Origin of the sequence: Devosia sp. Root436 (genome assembly GCF_001426345.1) — a bacterium.
Lineage (GTDB): Bacteria > Pseudomonadota > Alphaproteobacteria > Rhizobiales > Devosiaceae > Devosia.
In genome coordinates, this window is the sequence record NZ_LMEM01000005.1 from 1 (window position 1) to 11,769 (window position 11,769).

The window sequence follows — 11,769 nt, forward strand, 5'->3', positions numbered from 1 at the left end:
CAAATCGGGAAAAACCCATAGCTCCCATCCCGTGGCTCGCGGGTTCGTTCTTCGGGGACTTTCGGGCGCCTGCCGGCAGCCGAAACTCTTCACGGAAGCTGCCGTTGGCGTTCTGGTGCTGAACGGCAGCTATCCGGCCATTGAACCTAAAAGCGCCAGTCCGCTACCGGCCCCAAATCTGCCGAGTGGGATGATCACGGCTCACCCCACTTCCACGGTCTCAGCGCAGCTACCTGCCCCCTGCCCCAGCGGAACTCCGGGCCCTAAGGGATGTCGTGTCGCCCAGGAGGTCCGGGCCCCAGTCTTGCGCCATCATGACCCAGCGTGACCATCAGTGATCCCACGTGAATGACCGTGATGCACAACCACCCCAAAGTGCCTATTTAGATCACGCAGGATCACGCTGTATCACACTGATTCACCTGCTTTTTTTGACTTGTCGTAGTCCCGGATGGTGTGGCAGATTCTGGGTGTCTTTCGGGGGATCAAAACCCCAACAGACCCCAACTGCCGACTCCATTTTCGGTGGGTGTACCCACTTCTCCTTTGTCGGCAGGTCCACTCTCAACGCAAGGGAGAAACACATGCCGGTCATCTCTGATGGAGAAATTCGCGCCGCAATTAAGCGGATCGAACAAATCGGAAAACAGGAAACGCTGGTTGATGGCGACGGGCACGGCACCGGCCGGCTCATCCTGGTCCTGAAACCCATGCCCACGCGCGTGACCGCCGACTGGATGGCGCAACAATGGCGTGACGGGAAGCGCGTCAAAAAAAAGATCGGCTCCTACCCCTCGATGTCTCTCGCCAGTGCGCGCGAGATATTCGACCGCGACTTCGCCAAGATCATCCAGAAGGGCCGAAGCATCAAGATCGCGACCGACGCCCGCGCCGGAACTGTTGAGGATCTTTTCGGGGGCTATGTGGCCGCACTCAAATCCGCGGACAAGCCCTCCTGGAAGGAGACAGAAAAAGGTCTCAACAAGATCGCCAACACGCTCGGTCGCCATCGCCTTGCGCGCGAAATCGACGCAGAGGAGATTGTTGAGCTGATCCGGCCGATCTACGAGCGCGGCGCCCGCTCCATGGCAGACCACGTCCGAAGCTATGTCCATGCCGCCTATAGTTGGGGCATGAAGTCGGAGCACGACTATCGGAACTCATCACCTCGCCGGTTCCGCATATCGTTCAATCCCGCAGCCGCGATCCCGACTGAGCCAAAGGTGCGGGGAACACGCTGGCTCGACGAAGCTGAATTCTCCCGTCTCTATTGGTGGCTCGACTCCCCCGACGTCCCGGTGCACCCCTCCTACCCTCGTGCCATTCAGCTCATCATGCTGACCGGTCAGCGCGTTGAGGAGATTGCCCGCCTCCATGTCGATCAATGGGATGCTGCCGAGAAGATCATTGACTGGTCGAAGACGAAGAACGACCAGCCGCACGCTGTACCGGTCCCTTCGCTGGCAGCAGAGCTCATCGAATCCATCATTCCAAACGAGTACGGCTGGTATTTTCCGTCAGCGCATGACCCTTCAAGATCGGTCAGCCACGGCTCGCTTTACAGCTTTGTCTGGCGACAGCGAGACCGTGGCGTCATCCCCTACGCGACGAACAGAGACCTGCGCAGGACCTTCAAGACTCTGGCGGGCAAAGCCGGCCTCTCCAAGGAAATCCGCGATCGCCTGCAAAACCATGCGCTGCAGGACGTAAGTTCCAAAAGTTACGATCGCTGGACCTACATGCCTGAGAAGCGCGCAGCCATGAAGAAATGGGACGCATATCTAAGAAGGCTACTCGCCCGAAAGACATTCAAGCAAGCAGCCTAACCGCTAGGGGCCTGCAACTCCTACCGTCGATGCGGCCCCTCCCCCGCATCCTCGGGCGAATGGGCGGCTTGGTCCGTGGCAGGCCGTTGCCCATGTTGACACCGAGCGCGATGCCCGCTGAGGTGACATGGGCCAGCAGAGCGAGATTTGCGCGACCGCGCCCTTGGCTAAACTTTGGCGGACGCGTTCATGTGGCGAGCGACCAGAATGAGGGCGGCAAATTGGAGGTGGCCAGCTGACTGGCAGGTTGTGCTCAGGTACCAGAGCTGTGCGTTGGCCCGCAAACGGGCCAACGCTGCAATACTAGAGGAGGGTAAGGTTGACGGCGGACTCTTTGCCGTCGCGGCTTTCTCAACGTCGTAGGAGCGCAATGACGTTGTCAGTGACGAGAGCTGTTTGTCCCTCAGAGCCACTTTGCCTTTTCAGGCGTGATATCCTTTGTAGGCCTGATGGTGCCGCATGTGGTGCGCATGGTGGTAGGCGGCGATTATCGAAGGGTGCTTCCCTTGTCCGCCCTGGTCGGCGCGATCTTCCTGGTTATGGCCGATATGTTCGCCCGGATCATCATCCCCCCTCAGGACGTTCCCTTGGGCGTAATTACCGGCATCGTTGGTGGGGTCTTCTTCCTTCTAATGATGCGAAAGAAGCACGTGGCTGCCACTTGACCTGAACTCTTCGAGCTAGAGTCAACTCACGGGTGTTTGGGTAAGCGCCGGAAACCGTCAGAACGGTGGAATAGCGTCCAAGACTGTCGCTGAAGCCGCAACTGGCAGTCGGCTGCGCCGAGAGGCAGAGATGTGCAACCGCAGGTTTACCTGCCGCGCGAATTCGGGTGTGGTAGTGCGCGTGCGCAATCGGCATTGAGCTGCGTCTTCGCCTGGCACGCATATTTGCGCAGGATCGCCGGCCGGATGAAGGGATATCTGCCAAAGTGGCAGGCACTCCGGCACAATATTTCGGATGAAGGTCGTTAGCCTTGTTCCAAGTCTACAATACGGGAACCAGGGACATGGACCGCTTTCGGCCGAAATTCGTAACCTTCGATTGCCACGGCACGCTGATCAACTTTCAGATGGCGGAAGCCGCGCGAGGCTTGTTCGGCCACTTTCTGGATGGGCCGCGCATGGACGAGTTCATCAAGAACTTCCAGGGCTACCGCCTTGACGAAGTGATGCAGGCCTGGAAGCCCTATGCCGAAATCGTCCACAACGCCCTTGAGCGCACTTGCCGCCGCAACAAGGTTGCCTTCCGCCCCGAGGATGCGCAGACGATTTACAACCGTATCCCCTCGTGGGGGCCGCACCCGGATGTGCCGGAGGGCCTGGCCAGACTGGCCAAGGAAATCCCGCTGGTCATCTTGACCAACTCGATGAACGCCCAGATTCCCTCCAATGTGGCCAAGCTTGGCGCGCCGTTCCACGCCGTCCTTACGGCGGAAGACGCGGGCGCCTACAAGCCGCATTTCCAGGCGTTCGAATACATGTTCGACATGCTCGGCTGCGGTCCGGAAAACATCACGCATGTCTCCTCGTCCTTCCGCCACGATCTGATGTCCGCCTATGACCTGGGCATCAAGAGCAAGGTCTGGGTCAATCGCCGCCACGAACCTGCTAATCCCTACTACGAGTACACCGAGATCAAGGATGTGTCGCGACTGCCGGGCGTCTTCGGCATCTGACACACCTCAAGCGCCGGTTTCCGGCGCCTGATCTTTCGCGAATATGGGCATAATTCCAACGACCGCGGGGACCTGCAGTTGCGTATTATCCATTACCCGAACCCGATTGAAGGCGATGGTCGAACCGACCATTCCAGGCCGACGGCGCTCGATGGTGCTTTGGCCCCCGCCGGCTCGGCAGAAGCCTACTTTCGCGCCGCCGCGGCAATCCTGGCGGCGCAGCCGGACCGCGACAAACCCGATGCGTCGGCGGCGCTGCTCGATCGGCATTATGGACTGGCTGGAACGGTTACGATCCTGTCCTCCGAGGTTGAGCGCACCGCCGAGGTGCAACTGCCGGACGGACGCAGGCTAATCCTCAAGACCTCGACCCGCCCGGAGGCGTCCGATAGCTTCGGTTTCCAGGCGGCGGCACTGGCCGGGCTGGACGGGGCAAGCGGCTTCCTCGCTCCCCAACTGGTTCATACCGGAAGTGGCAGCCGGACGTTCGAGGATGATGGGGTCCACGGCTACCTTCAGACTCGCATCGATGGCGTCCCGCTCCACCGGGAATTCCCATCGCCAGACCTGCTGTTCCACACCGGCTGTGCACTCGCCCGGCTCGACAGAGCCCTCGGGCGGGTCGAGCCGCCGGCCGTTCACAGACCTGTCCTTTGGCATATCGGGTGCTGGCCGCGGTTGATGTCGTTCGAGCAATACCTGCCTGCCGGCAGGATTTCCGACCAGGTCCGCGCGGCGATGGCAAACTATGCGGACACTATTGCCCCCAAACTCGCCAACCTACCTTGGCAGGTTACGCACAATGATCCCAGCCCCTTCAACATGATCATGACCGACCGGGGCCTCGGCTTCATCGATTTCGGCGATGGCTGCTGGAGCCCGAGGATACAAGATCTCGCAATCGCGGCCAGCCATATGGTGACCGACCCGGGTCTTCCCCTTGGCGGGGCCGAACACGTCATCGCGGGCTATGCCTCAGTCATCCCGCTCTCCGGGCTGGAAGCGCGGCTGCTCGTCGGCTTGATGCGGGCCCGGCAAAGCGCGCTGATCCTGATCAACTATTGGCGCTCTCACCTGTTTCCGGACGACGCTGAATACATCAACAAGAACGTCGCGCGCGCCGAGCGTGGCCTTGCCATCTTGGCGCGTCTTGATGCCGCCTCGGCCGAGACGGCCATCCTGGCAGCCATATCGTCACCGCGGCCCGGCAAATCTCCTGAATATAACGTACCCCGATAGGCAGCAGCACATGTCAACAGATCTCATGCCCAATCGCTACAGACCCGGCGAAATCGAGCTTCCCCGGCGCGAGGCCGAGTTGATTGCGCGCCGCGACAGCGTCCTGGGGTCGTCATATCGGTTGCAGTACCGCAATCCCGTGCACTTCGTTCGCGGCGAGGGCATGTGGCTCTATGATCCCGACGGGCGGGCCTACCTCGACTTCTACAACAACGTGCCTTCGCTCGGACACTGTCATCCGGAAGTAAATGCTGCCATGGCGGAGCAAGCGGGCAGGATAAGCGCCAACACACGCTATCTTGAGCCAAGGCTCGTGGACTATGCGGAGCGGCTGGTCGGCACTTTCCCGGAAGAGATCAACCGCGTCGTTTTCACTTGCACGGGCAGCGAGTCCAACGACCTGGCCTTGCGTATCGCGCGATTAGCCAGCGGCAACGAAGGCGTGATCGTATCGACCTATGCCTACCATGGCACAAGCGCAGCCGTTGCCGCGGTTTCTCCCAACCTGGGCGATGCCGTCAAGCTGAGCCCCAACGTCCGCATGGTCCGCCTGCCTGGTCCCGAGAGAGCCCCCGAAGCCCAGGCGGCTGATTTCTTCGAAGCACAAGTGCGCGCGGCGATCTTCGACCTGAACCGTCGCGGTATCGGCGTGGCAGCATTGCTCATCGACAGCATCTTCTCCAGCGACGGCGTGTGGGTGGATCCGCCAGGCTTCATCGCCAAGGGTGTTGCTGGGGTGCGGGATGCAGGCGGCCTACTCATTGCCGACGAGGTTCAACCGGGCTTCGGGCGGACCGGGGCACATATGTGGGGATTTGAGCGGCACGGGGTCGTCCCAGATCTGGTGACGCTCGGCAAGCCAATGGGCAATGGCTTTCCAATTGGTGCCGTCGTCGGGCGTAAGGCGCCCATGGACAAATTCGGCGCTACCGCCCGTTATTCCAATACCTTCGCCGGAAATACGGTGGGTATAGCGACGGCGGACGCCGTGTTGACGATCCTGCAGCGTGACCGGATTGCACAGAATGCGCTGGCCATGGGCGAGCGGCTTCGCGTCGGCCTCGAAGAAATCGCACGGCAGCACCGGTCGCTTCGCGCCATCCGGAACGCGGGACTATTCTTCGGCATCGACATAGGCATCGAGACAACACCGCCGGCCCAAAGGCGCGCGCTGGCAGTGGATGTGGTGAACCTCATGCGCGAGGATGGCGTGCTCATCAGCACGACCGGGGCCCATGAAGACACTCTCAAGGTGCGGCCGCCGCTCGTATGTGGGGCCGAGCATGTCGACCTGTTCCTCGCGTCGGTGCAGCGGGCCTTCACCCGCGTGGCGCCCTGAGAGCCGCCCGGCATGGCGGCACCGGGCGATACAGGGAGCAGCAGAGCTGAAGCGAACCTGACAGCGTTCGGCGCAATCGCGCTGCACGCTGTCAGCTGATCGGGAGGCGGCAGAGCGCCTTATTCCGCCGGGTAGTATCCCAGGATGGATTTGACCTCGAGATATTCCAGCATGCCCTCGAGCCCATATTCGCGGCCGTTGCCGGATTGCTTGTAGCCGCCAAAGGGCGCGTGCGGATCCCAGGCAGGGTAGTTCAGGTGCACCTGGCCCGAGCGGATCTGGGACGCCACTTGCCGCACCATGTCCATGTCCCTACCCTGAACATGGGCGCCCAGGCCATAGATCGTGTCATTGGCAATGGCGACGGCTTCCTCGACCGTGTCATAGGGAATGATGCAGAGTACCGGCCCGAACACTTCGTCCTGCGCGATACGCATGTCTGTGCGCACGTCGGTAAAAATTGTCGGCTTCACGAAGAGACCAACATTGAGGCCGCCTGGACGCCCCTGGCCGCCGACCAGCAGCTTGGCCCCTTCCGCGACGGCGTCACCGATCATGGTCTGGATGCGGTCGAACTGCCCGCGATTGGCGATGGCCCCGTGGGTCGTTGCCTCAAGCGTCGGGTCGCCGACGACGATCTCTGCCACAGCCTGTGCCGCGAGCGCCTCGACCTCCGCCAGACGGTCACGCGGCACGATCATGCGCGTAGGGGCACTGCAGGATTGGCCCAGATTCCGGAAGCTTGCGGCAATGCCGGGGGGCACAGCGCGGGCGAGGTCGGCATCCGGCAGAACCACGTTTGGTGACTTCCCGCCCAACTCCTGAGCGACCCGCTTTACCGTCACGGCGGCGGCTTGGGCTACCGCAATGCCGGCGCGGGTCGATCCGGTTATCGAAATCATGTCGACATCCGGGTGGGAGGCGAGCGCCTCACCCACATCGGGACCATTGCCATGCACGAGATTGAAGACGCCGGCCGGGAAACCCGCTGCCTCGATTGCTTCGGCAAATAGCAGCGCGCTGAGGGGCGACAACTGGCTCGGCTTGAGTACCACCGTGCAACCCGCGGCCAGTGCCGGAGCCACTTTGGCGGTGATCTGGTAGAGCGGCCAGTTCCATGGCGTAATCAAAGCACAGACGCCGATCGGCTCACGTGCGATGGCGGTCTGGCCCCGCCGCTCGATGAACGAGAAGCGGGCCAACACTTCGCGCGCCGTCCGCACGTGGGCGATGGCGAACGGCACTTGGGCACTGCGCGCATAACCGATCGCCGCACCCATTTCCAACGTGAGGCTCTGGGCAATGATCTCAGCGCGCGCTTCGAGCTGGTGTTGGAGGCGTTCGAGGAGTGCGGCACGCTCTTCAGGTGCTGTCCGACCCCAGGCAATGAAGGCCCGCCGGGCTGCGGCAACGGCAGCATCGACATCGCGTCCATCCCCCAGCGGAATCTGCGCAATGACCTCTTCGGTGGCCGGGTTGATGACGGCGGCGTGAGCGCTCCCCTTCGGGGCGACCCACTTTCCGCTGATATAGAACCGGTCGATATGGCCGTTGCCGGATAGGTGCTCGAGCGGAGACGTCACTAGACCAAATCCTTCGTGCTGTGGTGGGTGCCTGCAATCGGCAGGAAGTTGTCGCGGAGGGGCCGGACGGCGTCCAACCAGTGTGATGTCAGCTTCATCTTGCTTCGAGCCTCGCTTCAGTCCTGGCCGGGGGCCTCACCAGCCGCGAATGCGTTCCCAGCGGGCCTCTATGCCTGCGCCCTCGCCATCGACGACGCTGTAGAATTCGTGCTGGGCGGCCATGGCGCAGGCATGGTTTGGCAGGATGCGGACCCGCGAGCCCACAGGCAGGTGGGGCATGGTCTTGCCCGACCCCGGGCGAATCGAAAGGATGCCGTGTTCCTGGCTGGCCTGCGAGACGATCACGTCTTCCAGGATACGCCCGATTTCGTCGCACACCACGCCATAGCCCTGGTCGACGCGTTGGCTTGCCGTTCCGCGATCGCGCGAAAGCGCCATCCATCCGGCATCGACGAGGATCCAACCCTTCTCGGGCTTGGCGCCGACAACCGAAGCCAGCACGGAAACGGCGATATCGTCCTCGCTGCAGACGCCGACCCCGTTCTGGACGAGGTCGAAGAACATGTAAACCCCGGCGCGAAGCTCGGTGACGCCATCGAGATTCTGCGCAAAGTGTGCGGTTGGCGTGGAGCCCAGGCTAACGATCGGACAGGCGTGGCCATGCGCGCGGAGGATCTCGGCGGCGCGAACCGTGGCCGCCCGTTCACTCTCGGCGGCAGCGATCAGGGCTGCCGGCGTGTTCAGACCATAGGATTCCCCGGCATGGGCCAGGACGCCAGCGAGGTTGGCGCCGGCCGCCACGACGCGATCGGCCACCTCGGTCAGCCTTGGGTCGTCCGGCTTGAGGCCGCCACGATGATCGTCGACGTCCAGCTCGATCAGCACCGAAGGAACTATCCCGGTCGCCTCGCGCACATGGGCCAGGGCATCGGCCTGCTCGACCGTGTCGAGCAGCAGCTTGACCTCGGCACCGGTGCGGCGGCAAAGCTCCATGGCGCGCAGGGCCGAAGCTGGCGATAGGCCCACCGCGTAGGTCATGTCGCGATAGCCATGGCTTGCGAAGTACTCCGCCTCGGCAAGCGTGGAAACGGTGATGGGACCCGGACCAGCCGGAAAGACACGTCGCGCCACGTCGATGCTCTTCGCGGTCTTCATATGTGGGCGCAGAACCACGCCCAAACGCCGGGCGTGATCGGCCAGTCGGGCAATATTGCGGTCGAGCCGGCCACGATCCAGCAGAAGCGAAGGGGTGACAAGCTCATGGATCGACTGCGGCGGCAGGCTTGGTTTTGCTGCGGTTTGCATGGTTGGCGCGGTCCTCGTCACTAGCCGAAAGATTGATTTGCAAGGGCAAACATGGTGGCCGCACCATCGGACTCAGGGGGTCGGCCCCTGACCATTGCGACGGCCTGGCTGACCTGTTTCAGTCCGATTTCTTCAAGCCAGCCGCTCAGTCCGTCCTTGGCATAGACGTCGATGCGCACGAACTCGCGCTGGAGCGTGGCAAGCTGGGCCTGGATCAGACGACGGGCATTCTCTGCGCTCTCTGCAGCGCAGGGGCCGATGACGTATCCGCGTCCGAATCTGCGGGCGATGGCATAGCCGGCAAGGCGGCCGGCACGCTCCAGGACCAGCGTATCTCCCACTCCGCAGAGCGCTGCCACCATGGATGGCCGAGAGAGCCCCGTAGCGCGTTGATCAAACGCCTGGATTGCGGACAGGTCGGCAGCGGCGGCCGGGCGGATACCCTCCTGCTTGTTGTTCTCGAAGGATGCGGTTGGCACGCCCTGATGCTGGTGCACACGGCCGAACGGCACGAATCCGCGCCGCTGGTAAAGCGCCATCCCTTCGTCGGTGGAATTGAGCAGGATATTGCGGCCTTCGAGCGCCGACAGCAGGCCGTCAAAGAGGCGGGAGCCGTTACCGCCACGTTGCGCCGAGGCCGTCACTATGATCATGCCGACCGAGGCGAAGTCTGCCCCATATTGCCATGACATGGCCGTGCCGATTACCTCGCCTGCGCGCACCAGGACCAAGCCCTCGCCGAGCTGGGCGGCAAAGGCCCAATCCTCCAGGCGGTAGGGCCAGCCCATCTCCTGCGACAGGCTCAGACCGCCTCGCAGGCATGCAGCATCGAATGGCCCTAACGCGATCGGGGCTACCGCTGTTTCTTTCTCGCTGTCGATGGCCATGGGAGCTACGAAGTCCGGCTTCCGTTGAAGTCGAGCACAAGGTGTCACCCCCTGAGCAGGCGACGCTGCCGTTTCCTCTGGGCAAATCGGCGGGATCGTTCGTTTTTCTTCGTCAATCAGCACAATGCGCGGCTCAGGTCCGGCTAGAGATATGCCCAGCCCCCAATCGTTGTTTGTGGCGTTTCAGACACAACCGGAGAAACCGATGATCTATGTCAGCGAAGACGTGTCTGCTGCATTGGTGACGCATGAGTTGGCATTCGAGGCGGTGCGGCAGGCCCTCGTGGCCGCGGCATCTGACCTGAGCGGCGTCTTTCCCGCCGTTCTCGGACGCTCCAGGGAACCAACGAATACCTTTTCCGTGAAGTCGGGTTGGTCGGCCGAACTGACCGGCGTCAAAGTTGGCTCGTTCTGGTCTGGCAACCCGGCGATCGGACTGCCGCGGCACAATTCCACCATCGTGCTGCTCGACCAACATACGGGGCGCCTCCGGGCCGTCATCGAAGCAGGCAAGGTCAATGCCTTCAGGACCGCGGCCGCCGACGCCGTTGCGACCGATCTGCTCGCGAGAAAAAATGCCAAGGTCCTGGCGATCTTCGGTGCGGGCAATCAGGCCGGCTATGAAGTTGCGGCCTTAGCGAGGGTTCGTCCGATTGAGGAGGTGCTGATCGTCTCCCGCCCTTCGGAGCGGCGCAATGCCTTCGTGGAAGAGATTCGCCAAAGCGGCCTCGATGCCCGCATTGCTTCCGCTGAGGAGGCCGTGCGTGCCGCCGATATCGTAGTGACGGCAACGCCATCACGCGAACCCCTATTCGACGCCGCCTGGGTTGGACCGGGTACACATGTCGTGAGCATGGGGTCCGATGCGCCCGGTAAGCATGAACTTCCCGCGGACCTCTATCCCAGGGCGAGCCTATTCTGCGATCTGCTATCCCAGTCCATCCAAATCGGTGACTTCCAGCATGCGCGCAACGCGATCGACGCTGGCACGCTTGCGGTAACGCCCATCGGCGACGTCATTGAGGGGCGCGCCCCTGGGCGTGGCAGCGAGTCGGAGATCACCGTGTTCGACAGTTCGGGGATTTCCCTGCAGGATCTGTTCATGGCCGACGCGCTGATCCGCGCCAAAGGCCAGCGGAACTGACCGGGGCTCTGTAGCCCCGGTAGCGGTGTTGCCGGCCCAGCAGTCCATCACCACTTTGGCGGCCAGGCCGTTTCGCATGGCGTCGGCGGCCAGGCCGTTTCGCATGGCGTCGGCGGCCAGGCCGTTTCGCATGGCGTCGAAGCCGGATTTGTAATCGTCAATGCCGGTGCGGTGCGTGATCAGGCCGGACACGTCGAGCGGCCCCTGCACCAGCGCGATCATTTTTTACCAGGTCTCGAACATTTCGCGCCCGTAGATGCCCTTAAGCGTCAGCATCTTAAAGATAACCTTGCTCCAATCGATCTCGAAGCCCGTCGGCGCAATGCCGAGAACGGCGATCTTGCCGCCGTTGTTCATTGACGTCGATCATGTCCCGGAAGGCCCGTGCCGAACCCGACATTTCAAGGCCGACGTCGAACCCTCCATCATGCTGACTTGCCACATCACCTCGGCCAGCGGCTTTCTGGAAGCGTCGACGACGTGACGAAGAGCTCGAGCCGCGTGGGATTTATGTCGGTGATGACGACCTTGCGGTCGCCAACCGCCTGCGCCACAAGGGCGCCCGTGATGCCAATCGGCCCGGCCCGGTCACCAGCACGTCTTCCCCAATCAGGTCGAAGGAGAACTCGGCGAAAGACCGGGCCGGTCCACACCCAGGTGCATCGTATTTCGGGCGCCGCCTCCTACCAGTAAGGCGTGTTGGTATCAGCGACCTTTGCCCCGTTCACTTGGCTGGTTTCCGTTCGGTTTCGGGTTGGTCGAGAGGCG

General features: G+C 62.4%; 9 protein-coding genes and 1 pseudogene. 6 read left to right on the top strand and 4 right to left on the bottom strand.

The annotated features are described in order from the left end of the window. The first annotated feature begins 584 nt into the window (after positions 1-584). The 5 genes from ASD04_RS04950 to ASD04_RS04970 all read left to right on the top strand — a co-directional run bounded on the left by ASD04_RS04950 (position 585) and on the right by ASD04_RS04970 (position 6,082). Positions 585-1,826, top strand: a complete 1,242-nt coding sequence (locus ASD04_RS04950) for a site-specific integrase (RefSeq protein ID WP_056253450.1) — start codon at positions 585-587, stop codon at positions 1,824-1,826. A gap of 392 nt (positions 1,827-2,218) precedes the next feature. Next, the gene (locus tag ASD04_RS04955) at positions 2,219-2,491 is read left to right on the top strand and encodes an iron chelate uptake ABC transporter family permease subunit (protein ID WP_280137665.1); all 273 of its coding nucleotides are present in this window, start codon (positions 2,219-2,221) and stop codon (positions 2,489-2,491) included. A 344-nt stretch (positions 2,492-2,835) separates the two neighbouring features. Continuing rightward, on the top strand, positions 2,836-3,504 hold the full coding sequence (locus ASD04_RS04960) for a haloacid dehalogenase type II (protein ID WP_056253456.1): 669 nt from the start codon (positions 2,836-2,838) through the stop codon (positions 3,502-3,504). A 78-nt stretch (positions 3,505-3,582) separates the two neighbouring features. Beyond that, complete coding sequence (locus ASD04_RS04965) at positions 3,583-4,743, top strand: phosphotransferase (protein WP_244488255.1); 1,161 nt, start codon at positions 3,583-3,585, stop codon at positions 4,741-4,743. Positions 4,744-4,753: 10 nt separating this feature from the next. Further along, positions 4,754-6,082 carry an aspartate aminotransferase family protein gene (locus ASD04_RS04970; RefSeq protein WP_056253459.1) on the top strand — a complete coding sequence of 443 codons (1,329 nt, stop codon included), beginning with the start codon at positions 4,754-4,756 and terminating at the stop codon, positions 6,080-6,082. Positions 6,083-6,201: 119 nt separating this feature from the next. Here ASD04_RS04970 and ASD04_RS04975 read toward each other — a convergent pair whose 3' ends face one another. The 3 genes from ASD04_RS04975 to ASD04_RS04985 all read right to left on the bottom strand — a co-directional run bounded on the left by ASD04_RS04975 (position 6,202) and on the right by ASD04_RS04985 (position 9,857). Further along, positions 6,202-7,665: an aldehyde dehydrogenase family protein gene (locus tag ASD04_RS04975; RefSeq protein WP_056253462.1), complete on the bottom strand. Its 1,464-nt coding sequence runs from the start codon at positions 7,663-7,665 to the stop codon at positions 6,202-6,204. Positions 7,666-7,800: 135 nt separating this feature from the next. Then, positions 7,801-8,970 carry an alanine racemase gene (locus ASD04_RS04980; protein ID WP_056253465.1) on the bottom strand — a complete coding sequence of 390 codons (1,170 nt, stop codon included), beginning with the start codon at positions 8,968-8,970 and terminating at the stop codon, positions 7,801-7,803. Between the two features lie 20 nt (positions 8,971-8,990). Further along, positions 8,991-9,857: a GNAT family N-acetyltransferase gene (locus tag ASD04_RS04985; protein ID WP_056253467.1), complete on the bottom strand. Its 867-nt coding sequence runs from the start codon at positions 9,855-9,857 to the stop codon at positions 8,991-8,993. Positions 9,858-10,062: 205 nt separating this feature from the next. On the opposite strand from ASD04_RS04985, the gene ASD04_RS04990 reads away from it, so the two are divergent. Continuing rightward, positions 10,063-11,001 (top strand): ornithine cyclodeaminase family protein, encoded by a 939-nt coding sequence (locus ASD04_RS04990; protein ID WP_056253471.1) that lies wholly within the window; start codon positions 10,063-10,065, stop codon positions 10,999-11,001. 120 nt (positions 11,002-11,121) lie between these two features. On the opposite strand, the pseudogene ASD04_RS19325 reads toward ASD04_RS04990, so the two are convergent. Beyond that, positions 11,122-11,673 (bottom strand): annotated as a pseudogene (locus tag ASD04_RS19325) (zinc-binding dehydrogenase); the annotation flags it as partial. Between the last annotated feature and the right edge of the window lie 96 nt (positions 11,674-11,769).